Below are 14,273 nucleotides of genomic sequence, written 5' to 3'. Positions count from 1 at the left end.
CAATACGTCTCGGACGTGCTGCTCGGCCGTCGCGCCCCGGGCGATTCCGTGCTGCGGCCCCTCGGGCTCCAGCGGGACATTCGCTACGTGCCTCGCGAGCCCGAATCCGTGGAGCTCTGCGACGCCGACGGTGTCGTCCTGGTCAGGGCGGAAAGGGTGTTCTCATGAGCCGCCCAGTCCGCACCCGCGCGAACCTCGACGAAGTCGGTACCACCGCCGTCTCCGAGATCGACGCCGCCTGCCGCATCCGCCCGTCCGTCGAGACCGTCGCCCGACTTTGGGATTCCCACGGCTGGGAGGCCTGCACGGAAAGGTGGTCCTGGCTCGGACGCTGGGCAATCGAGCGGATGGCGGCCGACGGTCGCCGCGTCCTGCGCGCCCGGGCCGGCGAGGTCCCCGTCCGCAACGCCCGCCGCAAGACGACCGTCGCGCAGGAGGAGGTCATCGTCGCGACGGCCATGCGCGAGGGCGTCCATCGGGCCGCCATGCGCCATGGTCTCCGGTCGACGACGGTCTACCGCCTCCTGCGCGAGCGCGGCGTCACCGAGATGCCGACGCTCTCGGCCGAGGAACGCCAGCGCCAGCGCATCGACAGCATGGCCAAGGCCCGGGCGGCGAAGGTCGCGGCATGAGCATCTTCGACCAGTACCAGACCGTCCACGAGTTCGACCTCGACATCGACGGCGTCCGCTACGTCGGCACGGTCGACGTCACATACGACATCGTGCCGGGCGAGGACGACGAGCGCGGCCGCCCGCAGCCCCGGTTCGCGTTCCACCCCCTCGGCCCCGTCACGCTCGAATTCATGGACGACGACGACGGCCCCGGCCTGCTCGGCGACGACGATCCCCGCGCCATCGCCATCGTCGCCGCGCTCCACGCCGGAGACGTGCATGGCGACCTCCTCGACGCGCATCGATTCCCCGAGGAGGGCGACGATGTCTAGGCCTCTCGGACGCTCGATCTTCGTCGACCAACTCTACAGCATCGACGCCGTCGAAACCCGGCGCCGTCTCGCCCTCGTCATGGCCGCTTGCCGGGCCGCCTCCATAGAGGCCAAGGGCGACCGCATGCTGGACGGCAAGCTGCGCCGCATCGAGGGCGAGCTCCTTTTCGCCGCCCGCATGGCCGTGGGCGAGCTCGCCGAGGCGCTGGCCGAGCATGAGGCGAAGCGCGTTCCGGCGCCCCCGGAGCCATCGCCTGAACCGGCCCCGCCGCCGGTGCGCGGCGCCCGTCTCCCCCGCCTTAACCCAAGGACAACGCCATGACCGACACGACAAAGGCCATCCACGCCATCGCGGGCGAAGTCGCCGCTTCCGGCGGTCGCCCCGCCATGCAAGTCGCCCGTGACACGCTGGCCCGCCTCGACCGCGCGGGATTCGTCATCGTCCCCCGCGACGGCCAGGCGGCCTACGCGGCCCTCGCCGGTCTCGACGGTATCCTGGCGCTCCGGGACGCCGCGGGCGATCCGGAGCTCGTGAAGGAGTGGGCCCAGCAGCTTGGCCTCGATAGCCCGGCCGGGCTGACGGACGCCCTCGCCGCCGTCCGCGAGGTCCTCGATCACGGAGCCGCCGCGTGAGCGCCGTCGTCATCGCGGAGTGCGGGCGCGAGACCCGCACGGCATTCGTTGCCGAGCGTGACGCGAACGGGGACGAGCGCACCGAGGCTGCGGCCTCCATCATCGCCGGCTTCCGCGTCGGCGGCTACGTCCTTGCCACCGGCCCGATGCCCGACGGCGACGTGGCGCCCGCCCTATGGCCGTTCCCCCTGAGCGAGACCCTCGACATCCACACGCAGATCGCCGGCTTCCAGCGGCGGATGGGCGGCGGGCCTAATTCCCCGCGCGCTGCGATGTTCAAGGCAATCCGTGGAACGGTCCGGACGGTCACGCCGTCCGAGATCGACGCCTACCTCGGACGGCTGCCCGCTGAACCGGTCAAGCCGACACGCCGCAGGGCCTCGCCGCCGGCGCGCCCGAACGCCCCCATCCAACTCGCCTTCTTCTAGGAGCTCGCCATGACGCACCTCAGCCTCGTCCCCGAATCCCCGGCGCCCGCCACGCCCCAGGCCGTCGCACCGCCCCCGCGCGGATTTCCGTACCCGACGTCCGAGTTCTACGTGCACGGCCTGCGTCTCGCGCCGTCGCGGCTCTACCCGGACCGCATCCCCGCGCCCCCCGGCGGCCGGGCCCACATCACTGAGGACCCGCGCGACCTCGCCATCGAGCAGGCCGTCCTCGTCGCGACGGAGCGCCTCGCCCGCGGACGGGCCCTCGTCGACGAGCTCGGGCAGCCCGTCGGGAGGTTCGACATCGAGCGCTTCGCCGGCATGCGCGCGAGCGGGCTTGCCAGCCTCCAGGCCCGACTCCGCCCCCATCTCCGGCGGGACCACCCTTGGACCGCGCAGGCCCAGGACCTCGTCGAGCGCCTCGCCGTCGAGGAGGCCTACTGGTGGGGCTTGGCGGGCCGCCGCCGGACCTGACGCCTCCGTCGACGCGCCCGGCGACAGGGGCGCAGCCCCGATTCCCCCGCAACCCCGGTTTCCGCGAGCGGACCATGACGTATTTCGACGAGCTTCGTGACGGCGCAGGCCAGCACTTCGAGCAGTGGCTGCGCGCCCTGGCCGCCGGGGACCACAGCGCCAGGGCGGCGGCGTGGGGCCTGCGCCTCGACCTCGGCGGCCTGGCGCCGGCCGCCGCCTTCGAGGTCGTCGCCGAGGCGGTGGACCGCTACGCCTCCCGCCACCGTGTTCTCTACGCCGCGGCGACTTGCGGCGGCCCCTACGACGACGAGGACGCAATTGAATCCGCCCTCGGCATGATGGCCGTCGTCGTCTTCGAGAAGGCCATGCCCGAGGCAGAGCGCGAGGCCCGGCGCCGCGCCCGCATCGTGGCGCGGATTCGCGAGGGGTCGTACGACGAAGGCGACGTCGCGTGGCTGGAGGAGCGCGCCGCCACGATGACGAACGCCGAGATCTTGGCCATGAAGCCCTTCGACGAGGCGATGGAGCACGAGATCTCCCGCCACGTTGCGCGGGCCTCGACGCCGCAGACCGACCACTGGACCCGCCGGACCATACCGCCGGGCGAGCGACACCTCATCCTGCGCGAGCACCTGATGGGCCGCGAGAACGAGACGCGCCACAGCGAGATCTCGGCGTACCTCCACGTCATCGCCGGGGACGGGGGCGCGAGCGAGTTCCTAGCCGAGTACGACGAGCACATCGCCCTGGCGAGTTAACTACTTGTTAACCGTATTACCGCTATTCATCTGTCATCGGTTGACCGGGACGCCCTGATGTGGCGTTAATGATGGACGCAACGAGTCTTGGGAGAGCCGCCCGCGCCCCCTGGACTTCCCAATGCTTGAAGCCTTTCATCCTGCGCATGGGGCGACCGCCCCGCGTGGGAGTTTTGGCATGAGGGAACACGACCGGTCCCCGATTGGGGACGTCGTCTTCGCACAGATGACGGAGACGGACCGAGAGACACTCCGGCGCTTCATGGCCGCCGCCAACAACGGTGACGAGCACGACGAGGCTTACGAGGCGCTCGACCCGTTCGGCATCCACGTCATGCGGGCGCGCTGCGTCGAAGGCGTGCCCGTCGAAGACCGCCACATCCGCCTCCAGCTTGAATGGATGGGCCGCGCTCGCCTCCTCGACGAGACGATGGACGGGATCGACTGGGGATACCTGACGCTCATCGCGAGCGCCTGGGACGAGGCGCGCCAGGACCGCCTGAGGCGCCTTTTCGAGCTCGCGACCGGGATCACCGACGCCGACGCCTTCGACGAACGGCTCAGGGCCGAACGGCGCGCGAGGGAGTCGGCCCGTGGCTAAGCGCTCCCGCCGTAAGTCCCGCCTGAACCCCCGGCCTGTCCCGGTGAAGACCGACATGGCCATCGAGCGCCTGCGGCAGTATTGCCACATACGCTTCAGGTCGGTGCCTTGTCCGATCACGCACGTATCGCGGGCCCGTACGCTGGACCACCGCGGCTTTGCCGTCGACGTCCAGCTTTTCGACGGCGGCCGCGCCATCCTCATCGTGCGCCACGTGCGGGGGCGTGACCCTGACGAGCGTTGGTGCATGCGGGGCAAGTACAAGCCGGAGGGTCCCTCCAGCTTCATCTTCGACATCCTCACCCAGCGTTGGGTCCGCTACTACCCGGAGGATGACGAGGACTAGCCCTCGTCATCCAGGGTACAGGCGAGCCGGATCTCCTCGGGCTCCTCATCGACGCCGGCGAGCCGGTCCCGGATCTCGTCGAGCGTGACGGGCCGGTACGCCCACGCGTCGACGCCGACGTCGCAGGACTGCCGGGTCGGCGGCAGCGTGGCGTGCGTGTGCCCGAACAGGTGGAGGCTGCCGCGCCAGACGCCCGGGAAGGACCGCATGGCATAGTGACAAAGCACCAGCCTGACGCCGTCCACCGTGGTCTGGACGAGGTCGTGCTGGCTGGCCCACGGCAGGTCGAGCACGCGCTTAGCGTCGTGGTTGCCGCGCACGAGATGCTTGATCCCGTTCAGGCGTCCGAAGAAGGCCGCGCACTCCTCGGGCGAGGCCTTCATGGCGAAGTCGCCGAGGAACCAGACCGTGTCGCCGCGGCGGACGCGCGAGTTCCAGGCGTGGATGAGCGCCTCGTTCATCTCGCGGACGTCGGCGAAGGGCCGCCCGCACATCGAGATGACCGCGGCGTGATTCAGGTGCAGGTCGGCGGTGAAGAGGGTCTTGGTCATGAAGGCAGCCTCCGGTCTGGGGGCTGCCGCCGCGCGGTCACGCCCCGGGATTGGGTCTCTCGGTGAGGGGGCGCGCTATTCGTTTCACGGGTCGTCTCCGTCGGTGTTGGTCCGGGATCGCAGCTCGGGATTCCCCCGGCAAGGCGGCGCGGCCGCCCCGCCGAGTTATCCCTGGGCGGATGGTTACCGGTCCCTTGCCGCGATAGGCGAGTGATCCTGAGCGGGATCAGGCGTCCGCTTTGATCCCGGGCGGTTTCACCCGCGGCCGGCGCTTCGTCCGGGGCGGGGGCGCCGGCATCGGGAGCAGGGCCAGCGCGGCGCGCTCTCGCTCGTAGGCCTCGACGACCGCGGCGACCCAAAGCTCCATCCCCTCCGCTTTCAGGGCCATGCGCTGGCCCCGGTCGTAGTGGAGCCGCGTGACCGCGGCGGTCCGCTCCTTCTCGCTCTCCCCCTTGCCCTCCTTATGGGAGAGGATGGCGCTCGCCGCGCCGCCGAGCCGGCGGTCGCCGAGGAACGAGCCGAGCGTGCGCCGGGCATCGTGCGGCGTCCACGGTTCGATTCCGTGCAGCGCGAGCAAGTTCGCCCTGCCGGGCTTAGGATCGCCGTTGTTGTCCAAGCCCTCCAGGCGCCAGAGCAGTTTGTTGACCGCGGACTGGTTGGCATGGCCGTCGCCGCGGGAGGACGGGCACGCCCATGGGGACGGCTCGTCGAGCTCGGCCAGGATCCGCTTCAGCACCGCGAGCGCCTGCGGGGGCAGCGGCAGGGCGTGGGGTCGGGAGCCGCTCTTGCCGCCCTTCATCTCGGACCCGGACCAATTTGCGCTTAGCCACCCCGGCATGCCGTCGAGGGGGTAGAGGCGGTCGTGCCGCAGGATGGACGTCTGGGAAGTCCGCTGCCCCGTCAGGACGGTCAGCCACAACATCGCGAGCGTGCCGGGGCCGGTCGCGTGCTCCGTCTGCCCGAGCGACCGGTGCCGCTCGGCGAGCGCCAGGGTGCGGGCGAGCTCCTCGATCAGAGGCACGTGATCACGCGTGCCCGAGGAGTATTCGATGCTCCACCGCAGCCACCACTCAAACTCGTAGACGTCGAGTCCGCTGACACCGGCGTTGTAGCGCCAGGCCCAGGACAGCGCCTCCTTACCTTGCTGGACGACGCGGTGGGCGGCCGAGGCGGTGTTGCTCGTAACGACGGAATTTCTGACGCCCTCCAGGTCCTTGATGCGGATTTCGGAGACGAGGCGGTCCCGGATTCGGTCGAACGCCTTGTGGCGCAGGTAGCTCTCGTACTGGGACCTGTAGGTTCCCTTCAACTTAGGGAGCTTGGCCGCTAGGAACTCGTCGATCAGGTCGCGCCAGAGCCAGGGCCCGTAGGCCCGACGGTCGGCCTCTGTCTGCGCGGGCGTGTCATCGACCGCCGCGGCGACCTCGGCGGATGCGGCGACGTCGGCCGTCTGGCCCATCGACGCCTCGAAGGCCGCGACCTGACGGCGGGGGTCCCGGCCGCGCTTCAGGCTGATCCTCGCGAGGGCTGCCTGGTCACGCGCCTGCTCGACCGTGAGCCTGTTGGCTTCGCCCAACCGGATGGTCGCGGCCTCGGTCTTGAGCATGAACGTCGAGGCGCGCGGCGTGACACGCAGGATCAGGCCCGCGGTGCGCGTATCGGCGAACTCGATTCCGCGCCCGGGCACCTTGCCCTGCTCGATCAGGTCCTCGCCGCGTTCGACGTGCTCGACCGCCAGGGCCACGCGCTTGCGGGTGTACGCCGCCTTTGCCTTGGGCTTCGCAGCCGCCTTCGCCATGCCTCGCCGGTCCCCCCGTCAGCGTGATACCAGCCCGATACCAGCCTCAGGGGTAAACGGTGCGCAACGGTGCTGGCTACGCAGTGAGGGGGATTTCCGCTGTATTCTCAGTGGGCTGGTTAATGGAATGGGCTGGTATTCAGGGGCGAAAACCAGTCGAGGCACCAGCCTTCCAAGCTGAATACGAGGGTTCGATTCCCTTCACCCGCTCCAATGCTATTTGTCTAGCAAAATCAAAGAGCTGCGCGCGCCTTTGGCGGGCATTTGCTAGCTGTCGTCCATCGCGTCGTACAACCCCCATACAATGACGATGCCGACCGAATCACCTACTTGGGTGTCGGATCACGAACGCGTGAGGCTCCACGATCAGCCTTCAAACATCGTTCCTTTGCGAAGGAGCGATGATTGCGATTAAGTGAGAAGTACCATCAGACAGGGGTGTCGATCCGACCCGGTCGTGCCAGCGCATCGCAGACAATGCCGATAACGGAACTTCAGTCGTCTAGGGCCCGGCCTCGGTCCTAGCCTGCACACATGGATTGTTCGTCCCCTTGCTCGGGCTGGGTGTCGTCGAGGGTGATGCGTCCGTTGTCGAAGGCGCGGGTCAGCGCCGACCAGCGTGCCAGCATGTAGCGCAACGCCTTGATCAGTTCGGACCGACCCGGCAGTTGGGTCAGGCTCCTTTCCGCCCACAGCTTCAGCGCCGTCGCCAGCGGCTTCGCGCGGGCCTGCCGTTCACGGATGTGGGCGTCGGGCGGCTTGCCGTGCAACTCACGCTCGATCCCGTGAAGCGCGCCGATCCGTGCCAGCGCCTCCGCGGCCAGCGCCGAGCCGGTCGCGGCATGCACGTCGAAGATCTTGCGCCGCACATGCGCCCAGCAGGCTGCCTCCGTCAGCGGGCCACCCGGCTGGGCCTTCTCGTAGTGCCCGTTGAAGCCGGCATAGCCGTCGGCCACCGGCACGCCGGAGAAGCCCGCCAGATGGGCGAGCGGGCGCTCGCCCCGGCGGTTGGGCAAGGCGAAGAACACGGCCGCCAGCGGACGGGCGCCACCGTGGGGGAACTCGTCGCGCACATAGATCTAGAGCCGGCCGGTCCGGGTCTTGCCGCTGCCCAGCGCCAGCATTGGGGCACGCAAACCTTCATCGCCGGCCTGCGCTTTGATCGCCTGAGCGCACCCTGGGTGGTGGACAAGGCGATGATCGCCGCGATCTGAAGTGGATGCGTCGATCCGATTACTCGCCACGGCATCCTCGTCGGGGCAATCCAGTCTTCAAGATGCATATAGTGGAGATTGATCCATGACGATCGCTCAGGCCGAGTCGGCGATGGCAGGTGATCTGCGTGCGTTTCACGAAGCGCTCGATCGCGAGGAACGCATTCTCGCAGCGCGTATCGCGACGGACGAATATGGATTGGTCCTGCGGGTCGCGATCAATGAGCAGGATCTCGACTTCGACGTATTATCACGTCGCCACGAGGACGACGCCTCCGGAGTGGAGGCGTCGTATCTCATGCGACTGGGCGTCTCGCGCATTGTGAAGCTTTCCTTGGAGGCGCACGCACGGTTCATCGCCCCGACACTGAGAGCCTTCTCTGATTGGGGTTGTCGGCGCAAGCTGCTCCTGATTACGTTTTTTAGTTCCTTCTCGGTCGTGTCAACGGGCCTGGAAGTCTCCGCGATTATGGGCTTTCAAAATTCCCTGACCGGCAGGCTCGGCGGTGAGCGGTGATCAGCCGCCTGCGTGATCGAGCATCGCCTTTCCAGGTGGGCGGCCGCGGCGCTTCGGGGCGGGCGGCGGGGTGATGAGGGCCTTCGAGCGGACGTGCTCCGGCACGAGGTCGGCGTGCTGACGCAGACGGTAGCTCGCCCCCTCGATCTGGATGACCACGGCGTGGTGCAGAAGGCGGTCGAGAAGCGCCGTGGCCACGACCGGATCACCGAACACCTCGCCCCACTCGGCAAAGCCGCGGTTGGAGGTCAGGATCATCGCGCCCTTCTCGTACCGGGCGTTGACGAGCTGGAAGAACAGGTTGCCGCCGCCTAGGACGACGGGACGGTAGCCGATCTCGTCCACGATCAGGAGCGCGGCCCGGCAGAGATAGCGGATGCGCTCGCGTAGGGACCCGTCGCGTTCGGCCTTGGCCAGCGAGGTGATCAGGTCGGCCAGCGTCGAGAAGACCACGCTGCGTCCGGCCTTGACCGCCTCGACGGCGAGCGCGGTCGCGAGATGGCTCTTGCCGGTGCCGGGCGGGCCGAGCAGATGGACGACCTCGGATCGGTCGATGAAGGTCAGCTCGGCGAGGGCCAGGATGCGCTCCCGGTCAAGCGAGGGTTGGAAGGTGAAGTCGAAGCCGGCGAGCGTCTTGATCGTGGTCAGGCGCGCCACGAGCAGGACGGTCTTCACGCGGCGGTTCTCGCGCAGCGTCAGTTCCTCGGTCAGGATCTCGTCGAGGGCAGAGATGCCGTCGATCTCGCCCTGCTCGATGCGCCGGACCGTGGCATCAAGCACCTCCAGGGCGCGCGGCATGCGCAGGCCGACCAGGCTGCGCTTGATGCTGTCGAGAGTGGTGGCGGTACAGGCTGCGGCGGCGCGGGTCATGAGCGGCCTCCGATCCCGGTGCCGGCGAGCCGCTCGCCGATCGCCTGGTAGACGGCCAGCGAGCGCCGGGCGACGTGGTCGCCACGGCGGCCGATCGTCAGGCTGTCGGGATGGCCGTGGCGCATGGCCCGCGCCGCCGCCCGCTGACGATGATCGGGATCGACGCGGTACTGGCGCCGCCCCTCCAAGATCGGATGGCACGCCACGAGGCGGCCGCTGTCGAGGATGCGGATCGTGTCGGGCAGTTGATGCACCTCGACCACGCGCCGGGTTCGGTCCGGTACGCTGTAATAGTTGCCGCCGATCGAGACGAGGCCATCGTGGCTGACGCGCCGCTCCAGCTTGAGCAGGGCATCGAAGGGTACGGCCGGCAGCGGCTGCAACTCGGGCTTCTCGGCGGCGAAGGCCTCCGCGACGATCCGTTGCGTGGTGCCGTGCAGGCGGACGTTGGCAACGGTGTCGAGCCAAGTCCGTAACTGGGCGTTCAGGTCGTCGAGGTCGCGGAACGAGCGCGCCAGGAAGAAGTCCTGGCCGATGTAGGAGAATGGCCGTTCGACCCCTCACCCTGAGCCTGTCGAAGGGGCCCTTCGTCTTGGCCCTGTAGGGCCGGCAGGCGCGGGGCAGGAAGCCGTAGTGCTTGGCCAGCGCGAGCAATGATCGGTTGTAGACGATGTGGCCGCCCGCATCCTCGCCGGTAACCGCCGTCTTCATGCGATCGTACAGGATCTCGATCGGCACGCCGCCGATCGCGGTGAACGCCTGCATGTGACAGCGCAACAGCGTCCGCAGATCCTGGTGCAGGACGAAGCGCGCCTCGATGTGCCGGGAATGCCCGAGCACGAGCGAGAACAGCCAGACGATGCAGGCCGTGTCCGGTGCGTCCGTGAAGGTGACCACGAAGCGGGCGAAGTCGACCTGGGCCTGCTGGCCGGCCGGCGTCTCGAAGCAGACCTCGTAGGGCTTGGCCTCGGCCGGCCGGATCGCGGCCACGAACCGCTTCACCGCGGTGTAGGCGCCCGTGTAGCCGCGCTCACGCAACTCGCGGGTCAGGCGCACCGCGCTGAGATCGGGGAAGGCCGCGACGCGCTCGCGCAAATAGTCGAGGTAGGGTGCGAGCTTGCTCGGTCGTCCGGCTTGGCGGGGGCCGTAGGCCGGCGGTTCCAGGCCGCGCTCGATGTACTTGCGGACCGTCTTCGGGTCGCGCCCGGTCCGGCGAGCGATGGCGGTGACGGACAAGCCCTCTCGGTGCAGGTCCAGGATCATGAGGAGTTCTCCCAGCAGGACCATCCTCGTCGCTCCCGACCAATACGTGTCGGCGGGCATGGTGGCTGAGGATGGATAAGCCCGAGGGTGCGGGGGGCGTCCCGCCTCCGCGGGCCAGGGCACCGACCAGGGAATTTTCGATGCCCACAATCAGGGAGTATTCAACGCCCGCTGACACCGTCAGCGGATCGTAGTCCGGTCGTGCGGACGATCTGCCGGATCGGCAGCCCCTGTCGCGACAGCGTCAGGATCGCCTCGGCAGTCGCCATTCGCCGACGGTAGCCCTCGTACTGTAGGCGTTCGGCGCAGGTCAGCCGGTCGGGGTCGATCGTGGCGGCCCCCACCGCGACACGGATGGCGGCCATCGACTTGCGCACGGCATCGAGGAAGGTGGCGCTGGCATTCTCCATCAGGTGCCAGCGGTCAGCGACCTGGGTCGCCATGGGCAACGCCCGCGTCGCAGCCTCGCCGTAGCCGCCGCCGCGGTCACGGGCGAGGACGGCGATCTCGGGATGGGCGGAGAGCCATGCCTCGACGGTGCCACTCTCGCGATCCGGCAGGAGGGCTACAACGCGCCGCCGCTCCAGATCGCAGATCAGCGTGCCGTAGCGGTGCCCGCGGCGGAACGCCCAATCGTCGATGCCGATCACGTTGAGGGGCTCTGTCGGCCTCTGGGCGCGGCGGCGCACGGTCCGCAACATCGTGTCCCGGCTCGCCGGCACCATGAGCCGGCGGGCGAAGCTCTCCGCCGGCCTGCCACCGAGCGCGAGGCCGAGATGATGAACCAGGGTCTCGAGCCGTCCCGTGCGCCGAGCGTAGGCAGTGGCGAGGTCCGGTTCGAGCCGCTCGGCGAAGACCTTTGTCCGGCACTTCGGTTCGATGCACCGAAACCGGCGGACGCTGACCGTGATGACGACGCGCCGGCCGGCGACCGGCAGATCCGACAGGGTGCGGGTATAACGGCTGTGCATTCGAGACGAGACGCCCTCGCACCTCGGACACCGGGCCGAGGCGATTTTCGGCCGAGCAGTGATGGTCAGGCCTGCTCCCACCTCGATGTGATCGACGACAAGGCCGGGCGGGATGACCGAACCGAGATGAAGGCTACGGGCCATGGCAGGATCTCCGACGGCAAAAGCCGAGATCCATCAACCCGCCTGCACCGAAAGTGAGTCAGAGCCAAAGTTGCACGCCGATCCGGGGTCAATATTCCACGCTGTTTGACAGTTTATTTGCTGCTATCTATGTGAGATCGAACTAATTTCATAAACATTAAAGTTACATTGTCTTATCAAAATACCGCTCTCAGTACGCAATATCAGAAATCGATCGCAGTATACGAATCCGAACAACTGGGGGACCGCACATTGAAATTTCCTCTCTCCAGTTCATTCGAATGCTAAAAAGATCCGAATTCTTTGAGAGAATTTCTTGAATGGTGTGGCCCCTGATCTCAGCCGAAAGCTCTTTGTTGAGCCGCAAAACGTAACCTCCGCGTCTGGCTACAACTAAAAGTCCCTCGACGAGGCGACATTCGTGAGGCACGACACTCCTAGTCCAAAAACGTCTCACGGGCCAAAACAGGGCTTTGAGGAAGGTCAGATTGCGTGCTCGAAGATCGATGTGGCGTGGCAATTGCTGTCCTTCCTGAATCTCAGCAACGGCTCCCTTCGGAAAGCGGGCGGTCTTGCTCGTGACAACGACGACGCCGATGAACCACGCGGCGATCAACAACAAACCGAGGAAAAGAGCGCAGCCCGTCAAGATTTCCCGGTGCGTCGGCGCAACAACGATCTCGGCTTCGGCGTGAGCGGATTGGAGTCCGCCGGGGCCGCGATAAGCCACGCTGATGCGGTGCAGTCCCGCATCGAACCAGAGGAAACACGCGCACCACCACTCCGCTCGCGGTCGTAGCACGACGCGGCCGTTCGCCGACTCGACGACATCGACCCGAAACATCTGGCCGTCGTAGGTCACTGAGAATTGCGAGGGTGCCGATGGGGTGATCGCGCCCTCGAGCGCAAACACGAGATCGAGCGAGCTATCGCTGAGGGCCGTTGCCGTGGCCACGAGCCGTCCGTCGGCGTCGTCCGGCCCGTGCTTCTCGCGCAACTGCAGCGTGGCGGGCGCGGTGCCGATCTGCACCGCTCCCTCGACCAGTCCCTCGCCCGAGAGGGGTTCCTCGGTTTTGAAAACGAGCGCGAACGGAGCCGTCGCGTTGGGAAGATCGGCCGGCAGCGTCCCGGTATGGCGGAGCTTGAATCGGATCTCCTTCTTCGGTGTGATCGGTATGGCCGCCCCGTCGGAAAGAATGTTGCCGGCATCGTCAACGACCTCGATCCATGCCGGCATGCCGCTTCGGTCGAGCTTGGTCGTTCCGGACAGAGCGCCGTGCGGTGTTATGGTCCCCTCCGCGATGTCGGTCTGACGTCCGGTCGAGTCGAACGTCGCCCCGATCGCGCCCGGCGCGCAGACCGGGCAGCTTTCGAGTCCGCGTAGTCTGGTCTCGAACTTCGTCACACCATCGACGATCGAGAGCCGCATCGGCTGGCTCGGCGAGGTAATGAAGCCTTCGAGCGTGACCTCGCCGCGCGCCGTGCCTTCGCCCGGTGGTCCGGCCGTGAAATCGACAACAGCCCGATCTGTTCCCGGATCGACCGCCATCGGTAGCCGCCGTGGGCCGCCGCTCCCGTCGAGGATCGCCTCGAACGTGGTGCGACCGCGCAGCGACCCGAGCGAGATGGGCCGGGGGCCCTGCGGTGTCTCGTCGAGCAGCGTCGCGGCTAGCCTGTAGCGCGCGCCACGTGCCAGGATGCGTCGCGCCTGCGAGTCCGTCGCGACCGGAGCGCCAGCCTCGGTGAGGATATCTAGCGTTGCAGCCGCTGCGGTCTGAAACACCATCATCACGTCGTCGCCTATAGGGCGATCAAAGGTCAGGATGTGCTTGCCAGCGTAGAGAAGACGCGGCGCAAAGACCAGTTGTGTCGTCTCGCCGAACTGCTTGAAGTTCGGTGCCGCCACGTCGGCGCGGTCCATGCGCGAGGCGTAGACGAACCGCTCAGCCCCCGTGAAGGACGTGGCGCTCAGGTGCGGTAATTTCTGCTTGTCGGAAGACGTCGCGAGCGTGACGATACGGCTGATCGCCAGCGGCGTGTCGATCGTGCGCATGACCCCAGCCGTCTGGACGTAGGTCTCGGCGAGGTTCTCGGCAGTGCCGGACACGGCGGCGATGACCCGCTTCAGAGATTTCAGTAGATCATTGATGTCACCGACATCGTGCTGACCCTTCGGTGCCGTGCCCTGGGCATTGGCCACTCCGCCATTGAAGACATCGAGCAGCGTTTTTCGGACCTTCTGATTCTCGACGATCTGTTCGAGTCTGAGCCTGTCGGGGAAGGCAATGAGTAGAAACTCGACCTGGAGGCTCGCCTCCTTACGGTCGAGTTGCGCCTTGTACGCCTCGTAGGCCCGGCGCAATGCCGTTTCGTCGGGCTGATCGCCGAACTCGCCGTCCGACACCACAACCATGAAGCCCGCCTCTCCGGGCTTCAGGGCGTTGACGATATTACGTAACATTATGTCGATGGCTGCGTAGGGCGTTCCCGGAGCCAGCTTCGCCGGCCAATCCGTACGGAAGCGGTCGATCGTCCCTTGAAGCAGCGCAGCATCGCGGATCGGTTGCTCCGGCAGCGGCGCGTTGGATCGGTTGCGCATCCGCTCAAGCCCCTCGGACAGGCGCAACGTCAGCAGGCGATCGATGCCGGGGCGCCCGTCAAGGCTCGAGATTAGCAGTTGCACGCCGAAGGTCGGCAGGTGGACGCGCTCGTCCATGCTGCGGGAATCATCGAAGACGATGCCAACGACTCGTGCCTGC

General features: G+C 67.5%; 16 protein-coding genes and 2 pseudogenes. 11 read left to right on the top strand and 7 right to left on the bottom strand.

The window, feature by feature from the left end; all coding sequences use genetic code 11:
• Positions 1–164: 164 nt before the first annotated feature.
• From HNR00_RS15090 to HNR00_RS15050, 9 genes are all read left to right on the top strand, one after another.
• Positions 165–632, top strand: coding sequence for a hypothetical protein (locus HNR00_RS15090; protein ID WP_183570712.1), 468 nt, complete (start codon positions 165–167; stop codon positions 630–632).
• On the top strand, positions 629–946 hold the full coding sequence (locus HNR00_RS15085) for a hypothetical protein (RefSeq protein ID WP_183570710.1): 318 nt from the start codon (positions 629–631) through the stop codon (positions 944–946). The genes HNR00_RS15090 and HNR00_RS15085 overlap by 4 nt, the downstream gene beginning before the upstream one ends.
• Positions 939–1,268, top strand: coding sequence for a hypothetical protein (locus HNR00_RS15080; protein WP_183570708.1), 330 nt, complete (start codon positions 939–941; stop codon positions 1,266–1,268). The genes HNR00_RS15085 and HNR00_RS15080 overlap by 8 nt, the downstream gene beginning before the upstream one ends.
• Positions 1,265–1,579, top strand: a complete 315-nt coding sequence (locus tag HNR00_RS15075; protein ID WP_183570706.1) for a hypothetical protein — start codon at positions 1,265–1,267, stop codon at positions 1,577–1,579. Before HNR00_RS15080 ends, HNR00_RS15075 begins: the two co-directional genes overlap by 4 nt.
• A complete protein-coding gene (locus HNR00_RS15070; protein WP_183570704.1) occupies positions 1,576–2,007 on the top strand; it encodes a hypothetical protein in 432 nt (143 codons plus the stop codon). The genes HNR00_RS15075 and HNR00_RS15070 overlap by 4 nt, the downstream gene beginning before the upstream one ends.
• 9 nt (positions 2,008–2,016) lie before the next feature.
• Positions 2,017–2,481 carry a hypothetical protein gene (locus HNR00_RS15065; RefSeq protein WP_183570702.1) on the top strand — a complete coding sequence of 155 codons (465 nt, stop codon included), beginning with the start codon at positions 2,017–2,019 and terminating at the stop codon, positions 2,479–2,481.
• A 74-nt stretch (positions 2,482–2,555) separates the two neighbouring features.
• Positions 2,556–3,239, top strand: a complete 684-nt coding sequence (locus HNR00_RS15060; protein ID WP_183570700.1) for a hypothetical protein — start codon at positions 2,556–2,558, stop codon at positions 3,237–3,239.
• A gap of 178 nt (positions 3,240–3,417) precedes the next feature.
• Positions 3,418–3,840: a hypothetical protein gene (locus HNR00_RS15055; protein ID WP_183570698.1), complete on the top strand. Its 423-nt coding sequence runs from the start codon at positions 3,418–3,420 to the stop codon at positions 3,838–3,840.
• 55 nt (positions 3,841–3,895) lie between these two features.
• Positions 3,896–4,186 (top strand): hypothetical protein, encoded by a 291-nt coding sequence (locus HNR00_RS15050; protein ID WP_183570696.1) that lies wholly within the window; start codon positions 3,896–3,898, stop codon positions 4,184–4,186.
• Here HNR00_RS15050 and HNR00_RS15045 read toward each other — a convergent pair.
• From HNR00_RS15045 to HNR00_RS15035, 3 genes are all read right to left on the bottom strand, one after another.
• On the bottom strand, positions 4,183–4,737 hold the full coding sequence (locus HNR00_RS15045) for a metallophosphoesterase (protein WP_183570694.1): 555 nt from the start codon (positions 4,735–4,737) through the stop codon (positions 4,183–4,185). The two genes, HNR00_RS15050 and HNR00_RS15045, sit on opposite strands and share 4 nt — an antisense overlap.
• Positions 4,738–4,963: 226 nt before the next feature.
• On the bottom strand, positions 4,964–6,535 hold the full coding sequence (locus tag HNR00_RS15040) for an integrase arm-type DNA-binding domain-containing protein (protein ID WP_183570692.1): 1,572 nt from the start codon (positions 6,533–6,535) through the stop codon (positions 4,964–4,966).
• A gap of 521 nt (positions 6,536–7,056) precedes the next feature.
• Positions 7,057–7,608 carry an IS66 family transposase gene (locus HNR00_RS15035; protein WP_183570690.1) on the bottom strand — a complete coding sequence of 184 codons (552 nt, stop codon included), beginning with the start codon at positions 7,606–7,608 and terminating at the stop codon, positions 7,057–7,059.
• Here HNR00_RS15035 and HNR00_RS15030 point away from each other — a divergent pair.
• A complete protein-coding gene (locus tag HNR00_RS15030; protein ID WP_183570688.1) occupies positions 7,588–7,749 on the top strand; it encodes a hypothetical protein in 162 nt (53 codons plus the stop codon). The two genes, HNR00_RS15035 and HNR00_RS15030, sit on opposite strands and share 21 nt — an antisense overlap.
• A gap of 85 nt (positions 7,750–7,834) precedes the next feature.
• Positions 7,835–8,266: a hypothetical protein gene (locus tag HNR00_RS15025; RefSeq protein WP_183570686.1), complete on the top strand. Its 432-nt coding sequence runs from the start codon at positions 7,835–7,837 to the stop codon at positions 8,264–8,266.
• On the opposite strand, the gene istB is transcribed toward HNR00_RS15025, so the two are convergent.
• The 4 genes and pseudogenes from istB to HNR00_RS15005 form a co-directional block, all read right to left on the bottom strand.
• Positions 8,267–9,136, bottom strand: a complete 870-nt coding sequence (istB, locus tag HNR00_RS15020; protein ID WP_183570684.1) for an IS21-like element helper ATPase IstB — start codon at positions 9,134–9,136, stop codon at positions 8,267–8,269.
• Positions 9,133–10,423, bottom strand: a pseudogene (istA, locus tag HNR00_RS15015) (IS21 family transposase). The gene istB and the pseudogene istA overlap by 4 nt, the downstream one beginning before the upstream one ends.
• A gap of 170 nt (positions 10,424–10,593) precedes the next feature.
• A pseudogene (locus HNR00_RS15010) lies at positions 10,594–11,514 on the bottom strand (ISL3 family transposase); the annotation flags it as partial.
• A 190-nt stretch (positions 11,515–11,704) separates the two neighbouring features.
• A complete protein-coding gene (locus HNR00_RS15005) occupies positions 11,705–14,230 on the bottom strand; it encodes a hypothetical protein (RefSeq protein ID WP_183570682.1) in 2,526 nt (841 codons plus the stop codon).
• Positions 14,231–14,273 lie beyond the last annotated feature (43 nt).

Origin of the sequence: Methylorubrum rhodinum, from assembly GCF_014199935.1 — a bacterium.
Taxonomy (GTDB): Bacteria; Pseudomonadota; Alphaproteobacteria; order Rhizobiales; family Beijerinckiaceae; genus Methylobacterium; species Methylobacterium rhodinum.
Note: the sequence above shows the minus strand (reverse complement) of the source record. Positions and strands in the feature narration are given on the sequence as shown.

Coding starts and splice junctions, on each gene's coding strand:
- HNR00_RS15075 (WP_183570706.1), top strand. CDS start 1,265: ATGACCGACACGACAAAGGCCATCCACGCCATCGCGGGCGAAGTCGCC.
- HNR00_RS15040 (WP_183570692.1), bottom strand. CDS start 6,535: ATGGCGAAGGCGGCTGCGAAGCCCAAGGCAAAGGCGGCGTACACCCGC.
- istB (WP_183570684.1), bottom strand. CDS start 9,136: ATGACCCGCGCCGCCGCAGCCTGTACCGCCACCACTCTCGACAGCATC.
- HNR00_RS15005 (WP_183570682.1), bottom strand. CDS start 14,230: ATGGACGAGCGCGTCCACCTGCCGACCTTCGGCGTGCAACTGCTAATC.
- HNR00_RS15060 (WP_183570700.1), top strand. CDS start 2,556: ATGACGTATTTCGACGAGCTTCGTGACGGCGCAGGCCAGCACTTCGAG.
- HNR00_RS15045 (WP_183570694.1), bottom strand. CDS start 4,737: ATGACCAAGACCCTCTTCACCGCCGACCTGCACCTGAATCACGCCGCG.
- HNR00_RS15080 (WP_183570708.1), top strand. CDS start 939: ATGTCTAGGCCTCTCGGACGCTCGATCTTCGTCGACCAACTCTACAGC.
- HNR00_RS15065 (WP_183570702.1), top strand. CDS start 2,017: ATGACGCACCTCAGCCTCGTCCCCGAATCCCCGGCGCCCGCCACGCCC.
- HNR00_RS15050 (WP_183570696.1), top strand. CDS start 3,896: ATGGCCATCGAGCGCCTGCGGCAGTATTGCCACATACGCTTCAGGTCG.
- HNR00_RS15055 (WP_183570698.1), top strand. CDS start 3,418: ATGAGGGAACACGACCGGTCCCCGATTGGGGACGTCGTCTTCGCACAG.
- HNR00_RS15090 (WP_183570712.1), top strand. CDS start 165: ATGAGCCGCCCAGTCCGCACCCGCGCGAACCTCGACGAAGTCGGTACC.
- HNR00_RS15085 (WP_183570710.1), top strand. CDS start 629: ATGAGCATCTTCGACCAGTACCAGACCGTCCACGAGTTCGACCTCGAC.
- HNR00_RS15025 (WP_183570686.1), top strand. CDS start 7,835: ATGACGATCGCTCAGGCCGAGTCGGCGATGGCAGGTGATCTGCGTGCG.